The sequence below is a fragment of the Streptomyces sp. NK08204 genome, assembly GCF_020400585.1.
Classification (GTDB): Bacteria; Actinomycetota; Actinomycetes; order Streptomycetales; family Streptomycetaceae; genus Streptomyces.
On sequence record NZ_JAINVF010000005.1, the window covers coordinates 60,316 to 82,162 of the forward strand.

Annotated in this window: 20 protein-coding genes; 10 read left to right on the forward strand and 10 right to left on the reverse strand. The window is 72.3% G+C overall.

Features of this window, described 5'->3' with window-relative positions; all coding sequences use genetic code 11:
- The first annotated feature begins 9 nt into the window (after positions 1–9).
- Both K7G59_RS09945 and K7G59_RS09950 read left to right on the forward strand, forming a co-directional pair.
- Positions 10–1,383 carry a deoxyribodipyrimidine photo-lyase gene (locus tag K7G59_RS09945; protein WP_225832417.1) on the forward strand — a complete coding sequence of 458 codons (1,374 nt, stop codon included), beginning with the start codon at positions 10–12 and terminating at the stop codon, positions 1,381–1,383.
- Between the two features lie 57 nt (positions 1,384–1,440).
- Positions 1,441–3,612 carry a histidine kinase gene (locus K7G59_RS09950; protein WP_225832420.1) on the forward strand — a complete coding sequence of 724 codons (2,172 nt, stop codon included), beginning with the start codon at positions 1,441–1,443 and terminating at the stop codon, positions 3,610–3,612.
- On the opposite strand, the gene K7G59_RS09955 is transcribed toward K7G59_RS09950, so the two are convergent.
- A complete protein-coding gene (locus K7G59_RS09955; protein WP_225832422.1) occupies positions 3,545–4,153 on the reverse strand; it encodes a DNA-binding response regulator in 609 nt (202 codons plus the stop codon). The genes K7G59_RS09950 and K7G59_RS09955 overlap by 68 nt on opposite strands.
- A gap of 122 nt (positions 4,154–4,275) precedes the next feature.
- Here K7G59_RS09955 and K7G59_RS09960 point away from each other — a divergent pair, with 122 nt between their 5' ends.
- The 4 genes from K7G59_RS09960 (at position 4,276) to K7G59_RS09975 (ending at position 8,732) form a co-directional block, all read left to right on the forward strand.
- Positions 4,276–5,007, forward strand: coding sequence for an ABC transporter ATP-binding protein (locus K7G59_RS09960; RefSeq protein WP_225832426.1), 732 nt, complete (start codon positions 4,276–4,278; stop codon positions 5,005–5,007).
- Positions 5,007–7,442 (forward strand): FtsX-like permease family protein, encoded by a 2,436-nt coding sequence (locus K7G59_RS09965; RefSeq protein WP_225832428.1) that lies wholly within the window; start codon positions 5,007–5,009, stop codon positions 7,440–7,442. Before K7G59_RS09960 ends, K7G59_RS09965 begins: the two co-directional genes overlap by 1 nt.
- Before the next feature lie 106 nt (positions 7,443–7,548).
- Positions 7,549–8,325 (forward strand): ArsR family transcriptional regulator, encoded by a 777-nt coding sequence (locus tag K7G59_RS09970; RefSeq protein WP_225832431.1) that lies wholly within the window; start codon positions 7,549–7,551, stop codon positions 8,323–8,325.
- A complete protein-coding gene (locus K7G59_RS09975) occupies positions 8,322–8,732 on the forward strand; it encodes a VOC family protein (protein WP_225832433.1) in 411 nt (136 codons plus the stop codon). The genes K7G59_RS09970 and K7G59_RS09975 overlap by 4 nt, the downstream gene beginning before the upstream one ends.
- A 132-nt stretch (positions 8,733–8,864) precedes the next feature.
- On the opposite strand, the gene K7G59_RS09980 is transcribed toward K7G59_RS09975, so the two are convergent.
- Positions 8,865–10,568, reverse strand: a complete 1,704-nt coding sequence (locus K7G59_RS09980; protein WP_225832435.1) for an MFS transporter — start codon at positions 10,566–10,568, stop codon at positions 8,865–8,867.
- Between the two features lie 383 nt (positions 10,569–10,951).
- Between K7G59_RS09980 and K7G59_RS09985 the strand changes: the two genes are divergently transcribed.
- A complete protein-coding gene (locus K7G59_RS09985) occupies positions 10,952–12,046 on the forward strand; it encodes a RimK family alpha-L-glutamate ligase (protein ID WP_225832437.1) in 1,095 nt (364 codons plus the stop codon).
- A gap of 75 nt (positions 12,047–12,121) precedes the next feature.
- Here K7G59_RS09985 and K7G59_RS09990 read toward each other — a convergent pair whose 3' ends face one another.
- Entirely contained in the window at positions 12,122–12,826 is a 705-nt protein-coding gene (locus K7G59_RS09990) for a TNT domain-containing protein (protein ID WP_225832439.1), read from the reverse strand.
- 342 nt (positions 12,827–13,168) lie between these two features.
- Between K7G59_RS09990 and K7G59_RS09995 the strand changes: the two genes are divergently transcribed.
- Positions 13,169–14,416, forward strand: a complete 1,248-nt coding sequence (locus K7G59_RS09995) for a hypothetical protein (protein WP_225832441.1) — start codon at positions 13,169–13,171, stop codon at positions 14,414–14,416.
- A 786-nt stretch (positions 14,417–15,202) separates the two neighbouring features.
- Here the strand turns inward: K7G59_RS09995 and K7G59_RS10000 are convergent.
- The 5 genes from K7G59_RS10000 to K7G59_RS10020 all read right to left on the reverse strand — a co-directional run bounded on the left by K7G59_RS10000 (position 15,203) and on the right by K7G59_RS10020 (position 18,697).
- Positions 15,203–15,490: an SCO5918 family protein gene (locus K7G59_RS10000; protein WP_225832443.1), complete on the reverse strand. Its 288-nt coding sequence runs from the start codon at positions 15,488–15,490 to the stop codon at positions 15,203–15,205.
- 121 nt (positions 15,491–15,611) lie between these two features.
- Positions 15,612–16,019 (reverse strand): hypothetical protein, encoded by a 408-nt coding sequence (locus K7G59_RS10005; protein ID WP_374114206.1) that lies wholly within the window; start codon positions 16,017–16,019, stop codon positions 15,612–15,614.
- A gap of 80 nt (positions 16,020–16,099) precedes the next feature.
- Positions 16,100–17,680, reverse strand: coding sequence for a DEAD/DEAH box helicase (locus K7G59_RS10010; RefSeq protein ID WP_225832445.1), 1,581 nt, complete (start codon positions 17,678–17,680; stop codon positions 16,100–16,102).
- Between the two features lie 245 nt (positions 17,681–17,925).
- A complete protein-coding gene (locus K7G59_RS10015) occupies positions 17,926–18,129 on the reverse strand; it encodes a cold-shock protein (protein WP_007383480.1) in 204 nt (67 codons plus the stop codon).
- 229 nt (positions 18,130–18,358) lie between these two features.
- Positions 18,359–18,697, reverse strand: coding sequence for a MerR family transcriptional regulator (locus K7G59_RS10020; protein WP_225832447.1), 339 nt, complete (start codon positions 18,695–18,697; stop codon positions 18,359–18,361).
- 280 nt (positions 18,698–18,977) lie between these two features.
- On the opposite strand from K7G59_RS10020, the gene K7G59_RS10025 reads away from it, so the two are divergent.
- A complete protein-coding gene (locus K7G59_RS10025) occupies positions 18,978–19,478 on the forward strand; it encodes a YfbM family protein (RefSeq protein WP_225832449.1) in 501 nt (166 codons plus the stop codon).
- A gap of 235 nt (positions 19,479–19,713) precedes the next feature.
- Here the strand turns inward: K7G59_RS10025 and K7G59_RS10030 are convergent, their stop codons facing one another.
- Positions 19,714–20,400 carry a DUF6445 family protein gene (locus K7G59_RS10030; RefSeq protein ID WP_225832452.1) on the reverse strand — a complete coding sequence of 229 codons (687 nt, stop codon included), beginning with the start codon at positions 20,398–20,400 and terminating at the stop codon, positions 19,714–19,716.
- Positions 20,401–20,670: 270 nt separating this feature from the next.
- Between K7G59_RS10030 and K7G59_RS10035 the strand changes: the two genes are divergently transcribed.
- Entirely contained in the window at positions 20,671–21,420 is a 750-nt protein-coding gene (locus tag K7G59_RS10035; RefSeq protein ID WP_225832454.1) for a DUF4142 domain-containing protein, read from the forward strand.
- A gap of 28 nt (positions 21,421–21,448) precedes the next feature.
- On the opposite strand, the gene K7G59_RS10040 is transcribed toward K7G59_RS10035, so the two are convergent.
- A complete protein-coding gene (locus K7G59_RS10040; RefSeq protein ID WP_225832456.1) occupies positions 21,449–21,799 on the reverse strand; it encodes a metalloregulator ArsR/SmtB family transcription factor in 351 nt (116 codons plus the stop codon).
- Between the last annotated feature and the right edge of the window lie 48 nt (positions 21,800–21,847).

Below are 21,847 nucleotides of genomic sequence, written 5' to 3' on the forward strand. Positions count from 1 at the left end.
CCAGGAACCGTGCGCGTCTCGGTCGCCCTGTTCACCGCGGACCTTCGGGTGCACGACAACCCGGCCCTCCAGGCCGCCCTGAAGGAAGCGGAACACGTGGTGCCGCTCTTCGTCGTCGACACGGGCATCCGCCGCGCGGGCTTCGTCGCACCCAACCGCGCGGCGTTCCTCGCCGACAGCCTGGCCGACCTCGACGCGGCCCTGCGCGCCCGGGGCGGACGACTGGTGGTCCGCGTCGGTGACGTGGTCGAGGAGACCTGCCGGGTGGCGGCGGAGACCGGTGCCGCGACGGTGCACATCGCCGGCGGGGTGAGCCGTTACGCGGCACGGCGCGAGGACCGGCTGCGCGCGGAACTGGCCGGTGACCGGCGCGACCTGCACCTCCACGACGCCTCACTGACCGCGGTGCCGCCGGGGGCGCTGACGCCCGCGGGCCGGGGCAGTGACCACTTCGCGGTCTTCACACCGTACTTCCGCCAGTGGGAGCGGTACCCGGTACGCGCCGTCCTGCCGGCTCCCCGGACGGTGCCGGTGCCGGACGTACCCTCGGCCCGCCTGCCGGCTGCGCGAGCCCTCGCACCGGGCCCGGCCTCGCCGGCCCTGCCCGCCGGCGGGGAATCCGAAGCCCGCCGCAGACTGCGGTCATGGCTGTCCGGCCCGCTGGCCGCGTACGAGGACCTGCACGACGACCTGGCCGCCGACGCGACGTCCCGGCTCTCCCCCTACCTGCACTTCGGCTGCCTCTCCCCGGCCGAACTGCTGCACAGGGCCCGCGCACAGGACAGCACCGGGGCGCATGCGTTCGTCCGCCAGCTCGCCTGGCGGGACTTCCACCACCAGGTGCTGGCGGCCCGCCCCGACGCGGCCGACCACGACTACCGCCCCCGCCACGACCGCTGGCGCCGCCCCGCGAAAGAGATCGACGCGTGGAAGGAGGGCCGCACGGGCTACCCCGTCGTCGACGCGGCCCTGCGGCAGCTGCGCCACGAGGGCTGGATGCCGGGCCGGGCACGGCTGCTGGCGGCGAGCTTCCTCGTCAAGACCCTGTACGTGGACTGGCGGGTGGGCGCCCGCCACTTCCTGGACCTCCTCGTCGACGGCGACATCGCGAACAACCAGCTCAACTGGCAGTGGGTCGCCGGTACCGGCACGGACACCCGCCCGAACCGGATCCTCAACCCCTGCGTCCAGGCACGCCGTTTCGACCCCCACGGCGACTACGTACGCCGCTGGGTCCCCGAACTGCGCGCACTCGACGCCCGGACGATCCACGCCGTCCCGCACCTCGACGACGCCACCCGGGCCGGCCTGGACTATCCCGCCCCGATCGTGGACCTGGCGGCGGGTGCCACCCGTTTCAAGAAGGCCCGGCAGGCCGGCTGAGCGTCGAGGGCTCTTTAAGATCTCAGGTGTCGGGGCACTGCTGGCGGGGGAGGTCTGGTGTCCGGTGCGGCGCGCGGTGTCACGGGAGTGGTCCTGGCAGCCTTCGCGACCGTGTATCTCGTCGGCGGATCCGTACTCGCGCCGGTCGTGTTCGCCCTCCAACTGTGCTACGTCCTGCCTGCCTTCCGTCGCCGGACGAGCGGCCGGCTGTGGCTGCTCGCCGCCCAGGCAGCCGTCTGCTGCTCGGCGGTGTACATCACCGGCGCGTCCGTCGGCATCCTGGGGTTTCTCGGCGGTTCGCTGCTGCTGACCCCGGCGTGGCCGCTGGCCGTACCGGTCGCGGTGGGTGCGGCACTGACCGGACCGGTGGACTCGGTCATCAGCATGGTGCTGATGAGCCTGGTGATCTACGGCCTCACCCGGCTCACCGAACGGGCCGGCGAACTCGACGCCGCCAGGCTGGGCCTGACCGCGGCCGCCGTCGCCGAGGAGCGGCTGCGGATCGCCGGTGAGCTGAACGACGGCCTCGGGCGCGGGCTCGCCGAGATCACCACCGGCGTCCGGGCCGCCCTGGCAGAGCCGGAACGCGCTGAGGGGCTGCTCGCCGAGGTCACCCGCGCGGCCCGCGCCTGCCTGGCCGACGCCCGGGGTGCCGCCGCGTCGTACCGCGCCATGTCGCTGGCACCCGAGGTGACCACGGCACGGGCGCTGCTGACCGCCGCCGGGGTGCCCGTCGAGGTGCGGATCGGGCACACCGAACCACTGGGTGCCGCGGGCGCGCTGCTCGCGGACGTGCTGCGCGAAGCCGTGACCGACGTCGTCCGGCGGTCCACGGCCACCAGCGCCCTGATCGAGACGGGCGCCGAGCGGGGACGCGTACGGCTGCGCGTCGTCAGCGACGGTGCGCGGACGGCGGACGACGAGAGCCTCGGTGACCTGCCCGGCCGGATCGCCGAGGCGGGCGGCACCCTGACGACGGGACTGACTCCCGAAGGGCGTCATGTCACGGAGGCGGTGCTCCCCGGTCTGGGCCGGCCCGGGGAACCGGCCGGCGACCGGCATTCCCACCTGCTCGCCGTCGTACTGCTCGTCACCGTGCTGGCCGGCTTCTCGCTCAAGACGCTGCTGCTCGTCCCCGCAGGCGGCGTCCTGCCGGCCGCCGCCTGCCTCGCATCGGTGGTGGTGCTGCAGGTCCGCTCGGTACGCGGGCGGCACATGGTGGCGCTGGCGATGATGGCGCTGCTCACCTATCTGCCGCTGCTCGTGTTCGGACGCGCCTGGCTGGGGGTCGCCGGCTTCCTCGCGGGACCGTTGCTGCTCGCGTTCCGTCGCGGCGTGGCCTGGCCGCTGGTGGGCTGTGTCACCGCGAGCGTCGCCCTGACCGGGACACGGCTGCGGCTGCCGCTCGCGATGACGGTCAACTACACCGTCAGCACCGTGGTCACCGGGCTCGTCGTGTACGGACTGCTGCGGCTCGCCCAGATCGTGGACGAACTACAGGAGGCACAGCGGCGGCTGGCCCGTTCGGCGGTCGTCGAGGAACGTCTGCGCGCGGCCCGCGACCTGCACGACCTGCTCGGGCACAGCCTGGCCGGCATGCTGCTCACCTGCGAGCTGGCACGCAGGCTGCCGGCCGAGCGGGTGCCTGCGGAGCTGGAGAACGTACTGACCATGGCCGAACGCGGCGAGGCCGACCTGCGGGCCGCCGTCGGCGGCGTGGGCCGGATGTCGCTGACCGCCGAGGCCGCGTCCGTACAGGCGGTGCTGGCCGCCACGGGCATCGATGCCCGGGTGTCGCTCGCCCACGACCAAGCACCGGCCGGAGCGGAGACCACGCTGAGCGCGGTCCTGCGGGAGGCGGTCACCAACGTGCTGCGGCACAGCGACGCACGGTCCTGCGCGATATCGACGGTGGCGGAGGACGGCGGGACGCGGCTGCGGGTGCGCAACGACGGGGCACGCGGCCTGCGCGGACGGCGGGGATCGTCGGGCATGGGCAACCTGACGGCCCGGCTCGCGGCCGTGGACGGGCACCTGGCGGTGGAGGCGAGCGGCGACGGCTGGTTCGAGCTGACCGCGTGGGTCCCGCACCAGCGGTGCGAACCCCGCGGGACCCGCCGGGCCGCGCGGCGGTCCGGTGCGCCGGGACCGGATCAGCCCGTCAGATCCACCCCGCCTCCGTCGCAATGCGGACGGCGTCCGTGCGATTGCGGGCGTTCAGCTTCGTGACGACGGCCGTCAGATAGTTGCGGACCGTCCCGGCCGTGAGGTGGACCTGCTGCGCGATCTCGGCGGCGTCCGCGCCCGACGCCACCAGCCGGAGCACCTCGGCCTCCCGGGGGGTGAGCGGGTTGTCGGCCAGGTCCCAGGCGGTGACCGCGAGCGAGGGGTCCAGCACCCGCTCGCCCGCCACCACCTTCCGGACGGCAGCGACCAGTTGCTCCGGTGGCGCGGTCTTCAGCACGAAACCGGCGACTCCCGCACCGAGCGCCCGCCGCAGATGTCCGGGCTTGCCGTAGGCGGTGAGCATCAGCACCCGGCAACCCGGCAGTTTCTCGCGCAGGACGGCTGCCGCCTGAAGCCCGTCCATGGTTCCCGGCATGTCGATGTCGAGCACGGCGACGTCCGGTTCGTAGACGCGGGCCGCGTCCACGGCCGCGGCGCCCGAGTCGACGGTGGCGACGACCTCGATGTCCTCCTCAAGGCCGAGCAGCGCCGCCAGCGCCCCCCTGATGACGTGCTGATCCTCCGCAAGAAGCACCCGTATCACCAGGCCACATATACCAGTTGAGCGGCACGGCGTGTCCCTGTCGTCCGTCTCGTGACGAGGTCATGCTTCGGACATGATGCCGTCCGTGGGCCGCGTCGCCTCACGACAGCAGGCTTGAACCCATGTCAGCCACAGTGCGTCTGGACGCGGTCAGCAAGGTCTACGGCAAGGGGCGGGGCGCGGTCGCCGCGCTCCGTGAGGTCTCGGTGAGCATTCCGCGGGGCAGCTTCACCGCGGTGATGGGTCCCTCCGGCTCGGGCAAGAGCACGTTTCTGCACTGTGCCGCCGGCCTCGACACGCCTACGTCGGGCACCGTCCGGCTGGGCGAGACGGACCTGTCCGCGATGAACGAGACGAAGCTGACCCGCCTGCGCCGTCAGCGGGTCGGCTTCGTCTTCCAGGCGTTCAATCTCCTTCCCGCCCTGACGGCGCTGGAGAACATCTCCCTGCCGCTGCGGCTGGCCGGTGTCCGCGCGGACAAGGGGTGGCTGGGCGAGGTCGTGCGACGGGTGGGCCTGGAAGGCCGTACGCATCACCGTCCGGCCCAGCTCTCCGGGGGGCAGCAGCAGCGCGTCGCACTCGCCCGGGCACTGGCCACCCGCCCGGAGGTGATCTTCGGGGACGAGCCGACCGGGGCGCTGGACACGATGACGGCCCGCGACGTGCTGACCCTGCTCCGGGAGACCGTCGACGACATGGGGCAGACGGTGGTCATGGTGACGCACGACCCGGTGGCGGCCTCGTACGCGGACACCGTCCTGTTCCTCGCCGACGGGCGCATCGTGGACACGATGCACGCGCCCGCCGCCGACAGGATCGCCGAACGGATGACCCGGCTGGGAGCGTGGAAGTGATGGCCCTGCTGTCCCTCGCACTGAAGACACTGCGCCACCGCAAGGCCGCCTTCGCGGGCGCGTTCGTCACCCTGGTGTGCGCCGCGGCGCTGGTCACCGCCTGCGGGATGCTGCTGGAGACCGGGCTGCGCGGCCGGGTCGCACCGGAACGCTACGCGGGCGCCCCGGTTCTCGTCGCCGGTGACCAGTCCGTGCACCGGACCGTCCACAAGTCCGGTGGCAAGACGAAGCACAAGGCCAAACCGCTCGCGGAGCGCGCCTGGATCCCGGCGTCGCTCGCCCGGACGCTGCACAGGACTCCCGGCGTACGCAAGGTGGTCACCGAAGTGACCTTCCCCGTCGGCACCGGCAGCGGCCAGGCGCAGGGCCACGGCTGGGACTCGGCGTCGCTCACGCCCTTCGCCCTGGCAGCCGGCCGGGCCCCGGACGCCGCCGACGAGGTGGTCGTCGACGCCCGCTCGGGCGCCGCCGTGGGCACCCGGCTGGCACTCCTCACGCCGGCGGGCCCCGCCACGTACCGGGTGTCGGGTGTGACGCGGCAGGCCCTGGCGGGCCAGGACACGCTGTTCTTCGCCCCGGCCGAGGCACGGCGGCTCGCGGGTCGCCCCGGCCGGGTCAGCGCCATCGGCGTCTACCCGGAGCCGGGCCGCCACCCCGACCTGACCGCGGCCCTGCGCGGCACCCGGGCACGGGAGTACACCGGCGACGGCCGCGGTGGCGTGGAGTTCCTCGACGTGCGGCAGGCGCGGGTGAAACTCGTCAGCCTCGGCGGGGCGCTCGGCGGCACGTCCCTCCTGGTCGCGGTCCTCGTCGTGTCCGGCACCTTCGCGCTCTCCATCCAGCAGCGGCAGCGGGAGATCGCCCTGCTGCGCGCCGTCGCGGCCACCCCGAAGCAGCTGCGCCGGCTGCTCGGCGGCGAGGCGCTGGTGACCGCCGTCGCCGCGGGCCTGACCGGCTCCGCCGCGGGCATCGCACTGGGTTTCTGGCTGCGGTCCCGGTTCGTGGCCCTGGGCGCCGTACCCGATCGACTGCGGCTGGTGGTCAGCCCCTTCCCCGCCTTCGCCGCGCTGCTCGCCACGGTGCTGGCCGCATGGGCGGCGGCCCGCCTCTCGGCCCGCCGGGCGGCCCGGGTACGCCCGGTCGAGGCGCTCGGCGAGGCCGCGCTGCCGACGGCGCGGCTGCCCTGGCCCCGCCTGGTGGCGGGCCTGCTGGCCACCGCCGCGGCCGTCGTGCTCACCCTGGTCCTGTCGACCCTGTCCACCGAGGCGGCCAGCAGCCCGGTGACCCTGCTCACCGCCCTGATGTGGACCGTCGCCGTCTCCCTCCTCGGCCCGCTCCTGGCCCGCGCGGCGGCCGCCCTGCTCCCCCTTCCGCTGCGCGTCTTCCGGGTCGGCGGGTACCTCGCGGCGGCGAACCTGCGGACCGGCTCCCGGCGCCTGGCCTCCGTCGTCACGCCCCTGTGTCTGCTCATCTCGATGACGTGCACGATCCTGTTCACCCAGACCACGCTCGGCCACGCCGCCCAGCGCGAGCTGGCCGCGGGCACCCGGGCCGACTACGTCCTCGGCCCCCGGATCCCCTCCGCCACCGCCCGCTCCCTGCGCCACCAGCCGGGCGTCGAGGCCGTCACCGAGGTCCTGCACACGTCCGTACGGGTCGGCCTGACCAAGTACGGCGCCCAGGCGGTGACGACCGAGGGCCTCACGCGCACGACCGACCTCGGCGTGGTCGCCGGCACCCTGGACGACCTCGGTACGGAGTCCCTGGCGATCAGCGAGAAGGCGGCCGGCCGGCTCGGCGTGTCCGTGGGCGACACCGTCCACCTCACCCTGGGCGACGGCACCCCGGCCACCCTCGAGGTCGTCGCGCTGTACAGCCGGGGCCTGGGATACGGCGACCTCACCTTCTCCCACGACCTGATCGCTCCCCACGTGGACGACCCCATGGGCACCCTCTACGTCTCGGCTCCGCACCTCGGCCGCGCCCGCCTGACCGCTCTGCTGTCGACCGTCCCCTCGGCCGGCATCACCGAGCGGGCCCGGGCCGTCAGCGCCGCCCCGTCCGACGCCGAGGTCAACTACGTGGCCATGGGCCTGATCGTCGCCTTCACCGCGATCGCCGTGATCAACACCCTGGGCATGTCGACCTCGGACCGCTCCCGGGAACTGACCCTGCTGCGGCTGGTGGGCACCACGCGACGCCAGGTGCTGCGCGTCCTGCGCCTGGAGGCACTCGTCGCCATGGCCCTCGCGACGGTCCTCGGGACCGGCATCGCCCTGCTCACCCTGACCGCCTTCGCCACCGGCATGACCGGCGCCCCCACCCCGTACATCCCCCCGCTCACCTACCTCGGCGTACTCGCCCCGACAGCCGCCCTCACCCTGACGGCCACCGCCCTCCCGGCCCGCCTGGCCCTGCGCCGGCCCCGCCGCTGAACGTGCCCGCGAACCCGTCGGCCGGCATCCCCGGCAGACCCCGCGGACCGGGTGCGGAGCCGCCTGCCCAGATTCCATCAAGACCATTTGATGTACCATGGACGCCATGGCGTCCACTGGCCAGGCCGGCCCGGCGTTCGCGCACCTGGCGGCTCACCCGGTGCGCTGGCGCCTGCTGACCACACTCGCCGACAGCGACTACCGGGTACGCGAACTCGTGACACTGGTCGGCGAGCCGCAGAACCTGGTCTCGTACCATCTGCGGCTGCTGCGCGACAGCGGACTGGTCACCGCCACCCGCAGCAGTTCCGACGGCCGCGACAGCTACTACCACCTGGACCTGGACCGCTGCGCGCAGGCCCTTTCGGACACCGGGGCCGCCCTGCACCCGACGCTGGGCGCGGGCGCGGTGCCGCCGCCGCCCGCCACGGAGGGCCCGCACCGGCCCTCCGTGCTGTTCCTGTGCACCGGCAACAGCGCCCGCTCCCCGATCGCAGAAGCGCTGCTGCGCCACCGCGCCGCCGGTCTCGCCGATGTCCTCAGCGCCGGCAGTCATCCCAAGCCCCGGCTGCACGCCAACGCCGTACGCGTACTGCGCGAGGAGTTCGGCATCGATGTCGCCGACCAGCGGCCCCGGCATCTGAACACGGTGCTCACGCACCGGTTCGACCACGTCATCAGCCTGTGCGACAAGGTGCGGGAGGTCTGCCCCGAGTTCCCGCACTCCCCGCGCCGAGCCCACTGGAGCGTCCCCGACCCCGCTGCCGCCGGCGACACCGACCAGGCCACCTACCCCGCCTTCAGGCGCACGGCGCACGACATCGACACCCGCATCCGCTACCTGCTGCCCATCCTCGCCCAGTTACAGGAGACCCGCCCGTGACGACCGCCGAAGAACTCGCCAGCGTCCGCTACATCGTCGACGACGTCCAAGCCGCCATCGACTTCTACACCACCCATCTCGGGTTCACCCTGCGCACCAGCGCCCCACCCGTCTTCGCCGACGTCACCCGGGGGCCCCTGCGGCTGCTGCTCTCCGGCTCGGCCACCTCCGGGGCCCGCGCCACCCCCGAGGACGCCGCCGGCGCCGGCCGCAACCGGATCCACCTGGTCGTCGACGACCTGGACAGCACCGTCGACCAACTGCGCGCCGCCGGACTGACGTTCCGCAGCGACGTCGTCTCCGGCCCGGGCGGACGCCAGGTCCTCATCGCCGACCCCGCCGGAAACCTCATCGAACTGTTCCAGCCCGCCAAGGGCTGGGCGGCGGCAGCGTCGACCAAGCCCTGACGGGACGCTGTCGTGAGTGATCACGGCCGGCCGGTCGGTGCCCGCCCTCGGGGCCGTCGGCGTACCGCCGTCGTCCGCGGCGACTGATCCATGCGCACGACGATGAAGGCCCGGCCTCTGCGACCTGGGCCTTCATCGTCGCGGGCCGGTGACCGGCGCCGCCCCGGCGGGGACGGGAATACGTCGTGCCGTCAGCCAGCCGACGGCGGCCAGCGCGGCCATGCCGGTGATGGACACCGTGAGCGCCCGCTGCCTGGCTCGGCCGTTGATCCGTACCAGTTCGTCGGACGCGGCCCCCGTGATGCCCCGTGACAGCAGCTTCGCCCGAAGGGCGTCGTCGGACGCGGCGGTGATCTGCACCTGGTTCTCCAGGGTCCTTGTCACCAGCTCCTTCTGACGGGCGGCCAGGACGTGGCTGTCGTTCACCCCGGCCTCGAACGCGTACAGCAGCGTCCCGGTCATCAGGGCACCGGCGAGCGCGACCCCGAACGAACTTCCCAGATAGCCGGCCGTGTAGGAGAGCCCTGTCACGTCGCTGACCTCGTCAGGCTCAGGCGCCGACTGGACGAGGTCGGTGAGCGTGGTGGCCATGCCCCGGCCCAATCCGATGCAGAGAATGCCCGGCGCGAGTGCCAGACCCACGGCGGTCACCCCCTGTGCATGCGGACTGAACAGGGCGGCGACGGCGCCGCAGCCGACCCCCATGCACACGAACGCCCCCATCGCGGCGGCACGGTGGGTCATCCGCCCGTTCCCGATGCGCCGGGCAGCCGGCCGGGCGGCCAGCAGCAGCCCCAACGCGATCGGGAGCAGCACCACTCCGCTGTGCAGCGCGCCGAATCCAAGGGTCGTCTGCAGGAAGACCGGCACCAGAAAGAGCGCACCGCCGGACACCACGAACTGCATGATCTGGGTCGAGATCCCGGTCCGCACGGTGCGGTTGCGCAGCACCTGCACCCGTACCAGCGGATCCCCGCCGCCCGTGACGAGACGCCACTCCCGTCCGGCGAAGGCGGCCAGGACCACCAGCCCCGTGCCCGACAGGACGGGCACGGGTGACAGACCGCCGCGCTCCAGCAGCGTGTGGCCGAGCACCACGAAGTCCTGCCGGGCCTTGAGCAGGCCGTACCGCCCCGCCAGCAGGCCCGCGACGTCGAGGAGGATCAGTCCGGTCGTGGACAGCACCACCCCGAGGACGTCGAAGCGCCGTCCGGTGCGTCCGGGGAACCGCCCGGCATCGACCGTACGGCGCAGGAGCCATGTCACGGCCAGGGTGACCGCAGCTGCCATCAGGAACGAGACACGCCAGGTCAGGTAGTTGGTGAGCAGGCCGCCCAGAAGAGGACCGGCCGCCGAGCCGATGCCGGACGTCATGGCCAGCGTCGACAGCACCTTGGTACGCACGGCCCCGGTGAAGGCCGTGGTGAGCATCGCCATCAGCGCCGGATGCATCAGTGCGACGCCGAGCCCCTGGAGCACGGACCATCCGACCAGCATGAACGGCAGGCTCGGGGTGAAGGAGGCGATCAGCGCCCCCAGGACGAAGACTCCGCCGCCGAGGACGAAGATCCGCCGGTACCCGTGCCGTGCGCCGAGCTTGCTGCCGGTGATCAGGAACGCGGCGACCACCAGCGCGTACAGCGAGATCACCGCCTGTACGCCGGTCAGCGTGGTGCGCAGGTCCGCGACGAGCGCCGACAGGGCCACGTTCATGGCGGTGGCGGTGTAGTTGATCAGGAGGTTCTCGACGGCGAGGAGGAGGAACAGCGTCCTGGCCCCCGGTGTCTCCCCTTCGACCGGCCCCCTGGTCCGCCGCGCTCCGTCTCGCCATCGCACGAATGCGTCCCGCCGTTCGGTCGCTGGGCCCAGGCGGGCTCCCTGCCGCCGGGACCGGCCTTCGTTGCCGGCTCTGCCGGTTCAGAGTGCACGCTGCGCACTCCCCGGGCCCGCGGGACGCGCCCGCACCGACCCGAGCGGGCGACACGGCGCACCGCCCGGCGCTGCCGGACTGCCGGGCTGCCAGGCTGCCAGGCTGCCGAGGCTGCCGGGCTGCCGGGATGCGTCGCGCGGCGCGATGTGCTGGGCTGAGGGGTGGGAACGCGCCGCACAGCGCCGCGCTCCCGCGGTGCGGCACGGGCACGTCACGATGCCCGCGCGACGGCGTCGTGGACCGAGCCAGGGCGGCGGAGATGGTGATGACCGGCAGGTGCCCGCTGAGAGTGGGTACCTTCCTGCCACCCGCCCGCCACGGTGGGGCGGCCCCGCCCGGTGCGCCCAGGGAGGTCGGCAAGATCCCGGCCGACGACCACGCGCTGTTGATGGACCTGCTGTCCGGTCTCACGGACGTCGAGTTCCTGCACGGGCTGGACATCCGCCGCTCCTGTGTCCGCAACGGCAAGGTGTACTGCGGCGAGGTCTGCCTCAACGACCTCGACCTCTACATCTGGTACGCCCGTATGGCACGGGACCCCGGCGGCTACACCCGGGAGGCGCTGCTCACGCTCAGCCTGGACGTCCCCGTCGTCCCCGATCCGGCACGCTTTTCGACCGGCCTGGACAAGTACCGGGCACACCTCCGGCTGTCCCGGGCCGGCCTTCCGGTCCCCGACACGGTCCTCCTCAGCCACCACAACACGGAAGCCGCCGCCCCCGTTCTCGCCGAGTGGGGCCGCGCCCTGCTGAAACCACGGCTGGGTTCCTACGGGCAGGGAGTCCTCCTGGTGGAGGATTTCGCGACCCTACGTGACCTGGCGGGCTACCTGGACCGCACCGTCGGGGCCGGCACGGAGGGCAGCTTCCTCCTGGAACGGGTCTGCTCCAGCAGCGGCCCGGCGGACTGGCTCGGCACCACCCTCCTCGACGGCACGTTGATGTACGGCTACCGCAAGCGCGGCCACCGCTTCACCCGCCTGTCCACCGACGTCTGGAAGGTGTACGACCCGGAAGGGGCCGGCGGTGACGTCGACGGCTGCGAAGTCCCTCCGGCACTCGCCCGGCTCGCCCAGCTCGCCCAGCAGGCCCTGGACCTGCCCCTGGTCGGTTTCGACCTGATCGTGAGCGAGGGGCGGCCGTTCATCGTGGACGAGAACACCTTCCCCGGTCTCTACCCCGATCTCTTCGCCGCCGCAGGCCGCTCGCTCGGCCGTGAACTGTTCGCCTTCGTCCAGGGTTTGATCGGAGAGCTGAGCGCGAACCGCCCCAAGGCGCCGATGCCTGCCCGCCGGGCGGCGGCGACGCTCCCGGCGCATCCCGGCCACGCCCTCGCCGACCCGGGAGGGACCGGAACCCCGATCAGCGTGCGCAAGCGCACCTGACGCAGTGGCGGGCGACTCGTCACGGGACCGCTCGACGACCGTTGCGCGGCCTGCCCCGGCTCATGCCCCATGACGTCATGTGCGGGTGATCTCCCTCAGCTTGTGAGCCGCGATCAGGTCCCCGACGTTGGTGCTCGTGTAGTACTGGGTGCCCAGCCCGGGCTGGGCGAACCAGGGCCTGGCCGGCCCGGCCTCGACCGTGAACGGCGCGATGACCTTGTAGAGGTGGTAGTTGAACGGAGGATTCGACGCGCTGTATTCGTCCAGGTTGCTCGGCGGGATCGCGCGCTCGGCGTACGGCGTGCCTTCCGGTGCGAGGAAGTTGCCCGAGTTGCCCCTGCCGAAGAGGTCGATCCGCTGCCCTGGCCGGAGCGTCAGCGCATGTTCCACGGGGCGGCCGTCGCGGAGCAGGAACCCGTGGTGGTCCGGGAACCACCAGCCGCCGACCTGCTCTGCCGGCTCCTTCTGCGGATTCGTCTGCCAGTAGCACCCAAGAAACCAGTACCGCGACGTGTTGTCGTGCGGGTGGTAGCCCCTCAGCATCCTCCCGATGGGGCCGGTGCGGGGGAGTACCTGGGGGCCGAGCCGCCAGTCGCCGTCGTGGTACGCCTCCAGTTGCGGGTGCGGCGCCGTGGTTGTCGAAACCGCCCGGTGCCGGGTCGGGCAGGAGGCGGCGCCGTGCCCGTTCTGGGCTCGTGCGGCTTGGGCGATGGCGGGCGAGACGCCGACCAGCAAGAGCGCCAGAAGGACGCTCCCCACGATGTTGCGCGGTGTGCGCATCCGAGTCTCCTTAACTGTGGCCGGCCGACGTCCCGCATCCCCACAGGTGAGGAAGTGGACAAGGACCCGCCATGCGGCCCGTTTTGTGGACGCGCTCAGTTCAGCCGCTCAACTCCGGGGCCTCGCGCAAGCAGTCACGGGTTGCCACTCGAATGGCGGCGCACGTACGCACGGGCAGCCGAACAGCACTGCGGCAATCGGTGTCGGGGGGGTGATTTTTCCGGCCCTGCGAGCGGTTCCCCGGGAAGCGGCGGGAACAGCGTTCCGACGGTGGGCCTCCGTCGCCGGCACAGACCCGACGGAGGCGCGCCGTGCCTCGCTTCCCTGCCCTCGGAGAAGACCATGACGTTTTTCAGACGCGGGCGTGCGCCCGGTGCGGTGCTCCTCATGGCTGTGCTCGGCATGCTCGTCGCGGCCGTACCGGCCGCTCCGGTCACGATCCCTCATCCGGCCCCGGTGCCGATGAAGCCCGGAACGCCGGGCGCCTTCACGCTCCGCTGGGGGAACGACCGGCGCGTCCAGGCCCGCATGCTGCGCGAGACCGTCAATCCGGGCGGCGCCCGGGTCACGGTGGGATCCATGCTGGACGCGGCCAACCGCCAGGCCCACACGGGGAACAACACCCACTGCCGCCACCGGGCCACCGGCAGCGGCGGTGCCCTGCACGGCGTACACGTGGCCGGGTTCTACTGCCTGCGCCACGACGACGCCACCGATCCCGACTGGTCCCCGCAAGGGGTCAGCGGCACCGAGGACGCCCGTTCGGGGGCCGGTACGGTGGACCGGCACAAGGCCATCGTCTTCTCCTGGCACGCCGGTCCCCCGGGAGGTTCGGGAACGGGCACCCGGCTGAGCTTCCTCGACACCGCCACCAAGAGGTACATCCACGTGCTGCTCGTGGTGCCGAACGCGTTTGGGACCGATTACAGCGAGGTGTCCGTCCACGCGGGCGGCATCGCCTGGTACCGGAACTACCTCTTCGTCACCGCCAACCAGGGCGGGCTTCACGTCTACGACACCAGGAACCTTCTGCGGCTCGCGCACAACCCGAAGGCGAGCGTCAGCCGGCACTGCCCGACAGGACGTCAGGAGCCCGGCGGCAGCTACTGCGGACGCGGGTACGACTATCTGTTGCCCGAGATCGGCCGCTGGAACAACCCGAACTCCGCCACCACCCGCTACGACTCCATGGCCCTGGAGCGCGCTCCCGGCCGCGCCCCGGAGTTCCTGACCAGCGAGTACCGGACATCGGGCGTCGGCCAGGTGGCCCGCTGGACCGACACCGAGCTGACCGGCTTCCACGGCACCATCCACCCGTACAGGGCATGGTTCCAGCCCGTCCGCTATGTCCAGGGCGCCTTCTCGCGCGGCTGCTACTACTTCAACACGGGCGGAGGAGGCAGCGGCAACCGCGATCTGGTCGTCGCCAACGCGACCGGCAACCACAGGACGCCGGTGTCGCGGACCGGCGGCCGAGGGCTGCAGGACCTCTACTGGCTCCGCTCGGCCGAACAACTGTGGACGCTCACCGAACACCCGGGCGACGGCAAGCGGGTTCTGTACGGAGTGAGCAGACCGGCCTGCCCCTGAACCTCCCGGACGGCCACCGGCCCGCAGCGTCGTCCAGGGGCCGGTGAGCAGCGATGGCGCCTGCCGGGTCCCTCGGCGTCCGACCCGGGCATCACGTCATTCAGGTGGCAGCCCCGTCGCCCGCCCGCCGGAGTCGGTGGGCGGGCGACCGCGAAGTGCGGTGGCACCGGGCGCCCGGCCCGGCCATGTTCCGAGGCCCCGGGCCGGCCTCTGTCGCGGCTTCGCCCGCGGCCCAGGGTGGCACAGAGCGGCTGTCCGGCCTTGCCAAGACGCCGCCGGCCCGGGGGCGATCACCCGCCCGAGGGTGCATCCGCTCGCGTCGTGGATGACCTCACCTGGTCCCGGTGGCGGTCCACAGCGCCTCCCCGTACAGGTGTCCGCGACCCCGGCCGTCGCCCGGTCGACGCCCGCAGGCTCGGCTCGGTGGGCGCGGAACTCCACCCGTGTCCACCCGGAGACGGTGTCGGCCGGGTCGAGCCGGTCGTCGGCAGCGTCGGCCCCTGTGGCACCGGTCCTCGCGCCCGGCGCGGCCGGTCACCCCCGCATGGCGCCTCCGCCGGCCCCAGGGCCGTGAAGGACGACGCAGGAGGCCGCGGATCTCTCCGCGGCCTCTGTGGCTCCCCCGTCCGGGGCTGCCCGGCGGCGAGCCTGCGCAGGGTCGGCACCAGCCTCGGACGACCGGCGCGCTCAGATGCCGCCTGTGCTGCCCGTCACCAGCCGGGCGACGCGTCTTCGGGCCTTGCGGCCCGCGGGCGGCGCATCACCTGCCGTCGTCCTTTGACGGCGTCACCAGCCGAGCGTGTCCTCGCCGACCCGTGTGTCCCTGGCCGGCGCGACCGGGCGAGCGTCGTGGCAGGTGAAGCCGAGTTGGGTCAGGGCCCGTCGCATCTCGCCCACCGTGAAGTCCCGGCGGTTCTGCCGGGTGATCACTTCTCCGACCTGCATCACGGGGTAGATGCGGCGGTCGATGGTCACGGACACACCGGTGACCGGTTCGGGCGTGATGCCGCTCATGGACTGTTCCACTTCGCTCTTGATCAGGTCGAAGGGGAAACGGGCGATGACACAGCGCATGGATGCCTCCACAGTGATGGGGAAGAACGCCGGAGGGCACGACCGCATGACGGCGGCCGGACGAGGGTGGACCGGGGGACGGGGGGACGGGGGGACGGGGGTCGACGGGGGTCGACGGGGGTCAGGGCGTGAGAGCGAGGACGCCCAGGGCGTAGCCGTGCTCGTCGATCACGGGGGAGACGTCCAGGGTCCGGCCCCGCATGGCGGCTTCCGCCTCGCCGAGTGCGGCCCTGGACGAGGTGAACGGTCCGCGGTCGAGCGGGATGTCCCGCAGCCGTGTCCGGTCGCTGTACCAGGAGCCGCCGCGGTGCGCGGCGAGCTGGGCCCGGGTGACCAGTCCCGCGCACCGGCCGTCCTCGTCCCGGAGGAGCAGATGCGGGACGCGCGCGCCGATGAGCACGGACAGGGCCACGTCGACCGCCATGTGGTCCTCGACCTGCGGGCCGGGGGCGTGCATGGCGTCGCGGGCGGTCAGACCGGTGCGATCGGCGCTGTCGGCCTGCTGTGTTCGGAGCGGAAACGGCGTCAAGGGCTTCTCCTCTTCGTCGGGGCGGGCAGGACGGGCGACGGCTCGTCCGGGCCGCAGGGAGTGCTTCCCCCGTGCTCGGGCTATGGGTTGTTCCTCGGTGCCGGCCGACGGACCCGCGCGGCGGCCCGGCCGCTTCCGCCACGACCGTCGCCCTGGCCGCTCGTCCCACGGCCCGTGACCCGGCCTCTGCGCTGCCGGCCGGCGGATCCCCTGCCCTCGCCCCGGCCGTCGACCGGGACGGCAAGGGTGACGGGGACGCCGGAGGGGGTCCGGGCGCCGGTGATGCGCTGCAGCTCGGCCTCGCCCGGCCGGATCCGGACGGTACGCGCCGCGATGCCGGCGTCGGCCATGAGGCGGTCCACCGCGCGTCGCTGGTGCGGCAGCACGAGGGTGACGACGGTGCCGGACTCCCCGGCGCGTGCGGTACGGCCGCCACGGTGGAGGTAGTCCTTGTGGTCGCCGGGAGGGTCGATGTTGACGACGAGGTCGAGGCCCTCGACGTGGATCCCGCGGGCGGCGACGTTGGTCGCCACCAGGACCGTGACGTGGCCGTCCTTGAACTGGGCGAGCGTGCGGTTGCGCTGCCCCTGGGACTTGCCGCCGTGCAGGGCCGAGGCGCGTACCCCGACGGACAGCAGGTGCTTGGCCAGCCGGTCAGCCGCGTGCTTGGTGTCCAGGAACATGATCACGCGTCCGTCGCGGGCGGCGATCTCGGTCACGGCGGTCTGCTTGTCGGCGTCGAGCACGTGCAGCAGATGGTGCTCCATGGTGGTGACGGCTCCCGCGGACGGGTCGACCGAGTGCACCACGGGATCGTGGAGGTAGCGGCGTACCAGGAGGTCGATGTTGCGGTCCAGGGTGGCCGAGAACAGCAACCGCTGCCCACCGGCGGGAACTTGGTCGAGCAGTGCGGTCACCTGCGGCATGAAGCCCATGTCGGCCATCTGGTCGGCTTCGTCCAGGACGGTGACGGCGACCTGGTCCAGCCGGCAGTCCCGCCGCTCGATGAGGTCCTTGAGGCGGCCGGGCGTCGCGACGACGACCTCGGCACCGCCGCGCAGAGCGCTCGCCTGGCGGCCGATCGACATGCCGCCCACCACGGTGGCGAGCCGCAGCCGCAGGGCGCGGGCGTAGGGGGTGAGCGCGTCGGTGACCTGCTGGGCCAGTTCCCGGGTGGGGACGAGGACCAGGGCGAGGGGCTGCCGGGGCTGGGCCCGCTGTCCGTCCAGACGGGCCAGCACCGGCAGGCCGAAGGCGAGCGTCTTGCCCGAGCCGGTACGGCCCCGGCCGAGGACGTCCCGGCCGGCCAGCGCGTTCGGCAGCGTGGCCGCCTGGATCGGGAACGGCGAGGTCACGCCCTCGGCCTCGAGGGCGGCCGACAGCCGTGCGGGCATGTCCAGCTCGGCGAACGTCTCGACCGCCGGCAGCGGCTCGGTGAGGGTGACCGGCAGGGCGAACTCCTGTCGGCGCGGGGCGGAGCGTGCGCCCTGGCCGCTCTTTCGTCCGGCGCCCGGACGGGGACCCTGGCGGCCCGCCCCCTGCGTACGGGAGCGGCTGCCGGGAGCGGAGCCTGCCGAACGGGTGAAGCCTGCCGAACGCGTGGATCTTCTGTCCGCGCGGAAGCCACCGGAAGTGCCGTCGGTGCGACGGGTGCGGTTCATGGAGGAACCTTCCTCGATGCGGCGTATCGAGGAATTCCGTCCAACGGTGACGACCGCACGAGGATTCGCAAGAATGAGCCGAAGAAAATAAGAAATGCCGCGCCTCGCGGCAGTGAAGCCGGGGCGGCCGACGGGCCGGAAAGTCCGGACCGCGGTAACACAATGAGCTGGGGCCCGCACCCCAAGAGCGCGGGCCCCAGCCTCATGATGCGCGAACCACTGGCTCGCGACGGTTCGCGTCAGCGTCAGGCGGGAACGATGTTCTCGGCCTGCGGGCCCTTCTGGCCCTGCGTGACGTCGAAGGTCACCTTCTGGCCTTCCTGAAGCTCGCGGAAGCCGCTGGTGGCGATGTTCGAGTAGTGGGCGAACACGTCAGCGCCGCCGCCGTCCTGCTCGATGAAGCCGAAGCCCTTTTCCGCGTTGAACCACTTCACGGTGCCAGATGCCATATTGAATCTCCCTTGGGGGGCAATGCTGGACTCCGCACTTTACGGAGCCGAGTCGCCGCGATGATTACCCCTCCGGAAAGATCCGGAAAGCTCTGCAAAGAAAAAATCTCTGGCAATCAAAACTGCAACTGCTATCACGCTAACACAGGTCGGGGGACGGCACCCATGCGTTTTCCGCGGTGTCCGGCGATTCTCGGTCCACCGCTGTCCGTATCCTGCACCGGCGGGACTAGGTATCCGTGTCGCGCCCGCCCAGCTTCCGACGCATTTCCCGGTTCAGACGGAGAGCGTCCTCGAGCTGGTCCTCGAGGGAGACGATGCGGCACGCGGCCTCGATGGGGGTGCCCTGGTCGACCAGTTCACGGGCGCGGGCGGCGACGCGCAGCTGGCGGCGGGAGTACCGGCGGTGGCCGCCTTCCGAACGCAGGGGAGTGATCAGCCCGGTTTCACCGACGGCCCGCAGAAAGGCGGGGGTGGTACCGAGAACGTCGGCGGCCCGCCCCATGGTGTAGGCGGGGTAGTCATCGTCGTCGAGGTTGCCGGCGACAGGGGCGTTCTCGGCGGGCATGGCACCTTCGTTTCGGGGACGCGGCGGGGAACCCAGGCGTGCGTGGCACCCGCGCTCCGAAGACCCAGCGCCCTCTGCCTCGTGCGAGAACCCTAACTCCGCCGGGCACACAGATGTGGCCTCGCCGTGACAGATTTCCGCGTGTGGCCACGCCGGCGCCGCTACGCCCTCGCCCACCACCGGCAAAGTACCGGCCTCCGCATGCCCGCCTCCCTGCGTCCTCCCTGCGTTCTCCCTGCGTCCAACGGCCGCTGTCAGTGGCCTCGGCTAGCTTCCGGCCATGAGCATGATCGGTGAGTACCTGCGGGTGACGGCTGCTGAGCTCGACCGGGCGATCCAGGACCCCGAATGGGCTCTGGCCTTCGCCGAAGAGGTCCAGGACGCCGAGGAGGAGACGGAGCCTGGGCCCGCGGAAGCGCGCCACTTCAGTACGTACAAGACCTGGGACATGCTCCGCTTCCTGCTGGCCCGCGCCGAGTTCCCCGTGAACGTGGTCCACGGTGAGGAGGCGTTCGCCGAGGACGAGGACTGGGGCTACGGGCCCCCGCGGTACGTGCGGCCCGAGCGGGTCCGGCTCGCGGCGGAAGTCCTGCGGGCCACCAGCTATGGCCAGCTCGTCAGCGGCGTGGATCCGGCTGAACTGACCAGCGCCGAGGTCTATCCCCTCGGATGGAGTGACGTCGGCGCCCTGGAGTGCGGGCGGCCCTGGTACGACGGCCTCACAGAGTTCTTCGAGGCTGCCGCCAGGGCGGACGACGCGATGCTCGTCTGGCTCGGCTGACGCGCTTCACGCCGCTGTCCCGTCCCGCCCGGCGAACCTCGCGAGTTCCGCGGGCAGTTGCCCGCCTCGGCCCTGCCCGCCCCCGAGCCCCTGACACCCCCGCGCTGGAATCGACGCTCCCGGTCCGCCCCCCGTCACGGCGCAGGGGGGGCGGACCGGGAGGTGAACACGGCGGGTTTCAGCCGCACGGGTCAGCCGGACCCCTTGTGCGGCCCGCCATGCCAAGCACGCGTCATCAGGCCATCCAGAAGAAGACGGCCGTCATGCGCTTCTCCTCCAGCGACTTGCCGAAGTAACCGGTGGCGCTGTGCACGAGGTTGGCGTTGTAGAGGAGCAGCCGGTTGTACTTGTGCGGGACACGGACGTCCTCCTCGAAGGCGTCCGGGGCGACGAAGCGGGTACCGAGGGCCTCGACGAGGTTGTTGTGCGGGGCCTGCACGACGTTGCCGCCGAGCCGGCCGCCGGGCAGGGACTGGCGGTAGAAGCTCGTGCCGCAGTCCTTGGGCACGTGCGGGTTCAGGTACAGCACGGCCGCGTACCGGCACAGCGCGCGGGAGTCGGTGTGCGGGCGCGGCTCGCACTCGCCCTCGCCGACCACCTGGACACAGTTGTGGTTGAGGGTGCCGCCGCCGGGCGCCTGCTGCACCCACAGGTCCTTCGCCCCGGTCGCCTTCTTCACCAGGCGCTCGATCTGGGCGAGTTCAGCGGGCTCCAGCCCCGGCATGGCGCGCAGTCCCGGCCAGGTCTCGGAGGTGTACGGATACCCCTCCACCCAGTCGTCCTTGGCCAGGCAGCGCTCCCGGACGGCGTCGATGTCCGGCAGGGCGTCGTCCAGCACCCAGTAGTCGCGGCCCTTGGTGGGCTTGCGGTACGGCAGGACGGGCAGTGCTGCGGGAACCCTGGCGGGCGGCGTGGGGGACATGCGGCGAATCTAGGACCGGATTTCCCCTTGACTCTCCCGTGGAAGAGTCAATGTTTGTCCAGCCGGAGCCGAAGTTTTCCCCATGAATGTCGAGTTTTCGTCAACGTACGCCGAGGAGATGGGCAATTCTTTGCCCGCGTCCCTGATACGCGTCGCCATCGGATCCGTACTGCTCTGCGTCCGACACCGCCCGTGGGGCGGAACCCCGACCGGGCAGGAGGCACGGTGCGCACGGTGCGCTTTTCGCGGAACGCGACGGGAACGCTCTTTGTGGGCGGCGCGTTGGCCCTCACTCTCACGGCGCTCGCCTACCCGGCCGTGCTCGGGCTGAACACCGTCACCACCTCCCAGTCGCGCGTCATCGCCGACACCCGCTGGGGCCCGCTCACGGAGGGCGACCGGGACTTCGTGGTGAAGGTGCGCGCGGCCGGCCTGTGGGAGTACCCGGTCGGGCAGATGGGCCTGCGGCAGGGCACCAGCAAGGCGGTGATCACGGCCAGCCGTCACCTGGTCGACGGACACGCGGCCCTGGACGCCACCTGCCGCAAGATAGCCCCCCTGCTGAACATCACCCTCCCCAACCAGCCGAGCCCACAGCAGCAGGGCTTCGTCAGGACGCTCGCGTCGGACAGCGGCAAGAAGTTCGACACCGACTTCGCCAACATCCTGCGGATGACGCACGGCTCGATCTTCAACACCATCGCGAAGATCCGCTCCACCACGAAGAACTCCCTCGTCCGTGCCCTCGCGGACCAGGCCAACGACACGGTGCTGGACCACATGGAGGTCATGGAGAAGACCGGTCTGGTCGACTTCGACCAGACCCTCTTCCAGCAGACCACCCCGCCCAAGCTCCCGTCCTCCGACCTGACCCCGCCGCCCCCGGCCCCCGGCCAGCCCCAGGTGGTCCTCACCCCGCCCCCGAACCCGACGTCGACCCCGGTGGACCTGAGCGCCCTCACCGGTGAACCCCCCACCACCACCTCACCCGGCCCGGCCCCGACCCCGACCGTCGGCTAGCAGCGCCGCCGGGGAACTCGTCGCCGTGTCAGCTCCGGCAGTGGTCCAGCAGCCCGCGTACGTCGGCGTCCACCACCCGGTACCTGACCACCCGCCCGTCCTTGTCCCCCGCCACGACCCCCGCCGCGCGCAACAGCCGCAGGGCCTGGGAGACGGCGGGGTCGTTCATGCCCGTCGCGATGGCCAGGTCGGAGACGGCCAGGGGGCCGGTGTGGTGCAGGGCGAGGAGGAGGGACAGGCGGTTGGGGTCGGAGAGGAGGGCGAAGCGGTCGGCCCAGGCGCGCACCTGGCCCGGCTCGCCGAGTGCGGCGATGGCGTCGCACACCCGGTGGCCGTCGATGGTGCGCCGGTCGGCGCGGTCGGGTGGCACGAGATGCATGCCGTCATCCTCGCAGGCCACTATGTGATCTTGGATACCTGCACGCCT

What these genes read in the sequence shown, in the direction of transcription:
- K7G59_RS09960 (WP_225832426.1), top strand. Translation starts at nt 4,276, where the DNA reads ATGTCAGCCACAGTGCGTCTGGACGCGGTCAGCAAGGTCTACGGCAAG.
- K7G59_RS09965 (WP_225832428.1), top strand. Translation starts at nt 5,007, where the DNA reads ATGGCCCTGCTGTCCCTCGCACTGAAGACACTGCGCCACCGCAAGGCC.
- K7G59_RS09970 (WP_225832431.1), top strand. Translation starts at nt 7,549, where the DNA reads ATGGCGTCCACTGGCCAGGCCGGCCCGGCGTTCGCGCACCTGGCGGCT.
- K7G59_RS09990 (WP_225832439.1), bottom strand. Translation starts at nt 12,826, where the DNA reads ATGCGCACACCGCGCAACATCGTGGGGAGCGTCCTTCTGGCGCTCTTG.
- K7G59_RS09995 (WP_225832441.1), top strand. Translation starts at nt 13,169, where the DNA reads ATGACGTTTTTCAGACGCGGGCGTGCGCCCGGTGCGGTGCTCCTCATG.
- K7G59_RS10000 (WP_225832443.1), bottom strand. Translation starts at nt 15,490, where the DNA reads ATGCGCTGTGTCATCGCCCGTTTCCCCTTCGACCTGATCAAGAGCGAA.
- K7G59_RS10010 (WP_225832445.1), bottom strand. Translation starts at nt 17,680, where the DNA reads ATGAACCGCACCCGTCGCACCGACGGCACTTCCGGTGGCTTCCGCGCG.
- K7G59_RS10015 (WP_007383480.1), bottom strand. Translation starts at nt 18,129, where the DNA reads ATGGCATCTGGCACCGTGAAGTGGTTCAACGCGGAAAAGGGCTTCGGC.
- K7G59_RS10020 (WP_225832447.1), bottom strand. Translation starts at nt 18,697, where the DNA reads ATGCCCGCCGAGAACGCCCCTGTCGCCGGCAACCTCGACGACGATGAC.
- K7G59_RS10025 (WP_225832449.1), top strand. Translation starts at nt 18,978, where the DNA reads ATGAGCATGATCGGTGAGTACCTGCGGGTGACGGCTGCTGAGCTCGAC.
- K7G59_RS10030 (WP_225832452.1), bottom strand. Translation starts at nt 20,400, where the DNA reads ATGTCCCCCACGCCGCCCGCCAGGGTTCCCGCAGCACTGCCCGTCCTG.
- K7G59_RS10040 (WP_225832456.1), bottom strand. Translation starts at nt 21,799, where the DNA reads ATGCATCTCGTGCCACCCGACCGCGCCGACCGGCGCACCATCGACGGC.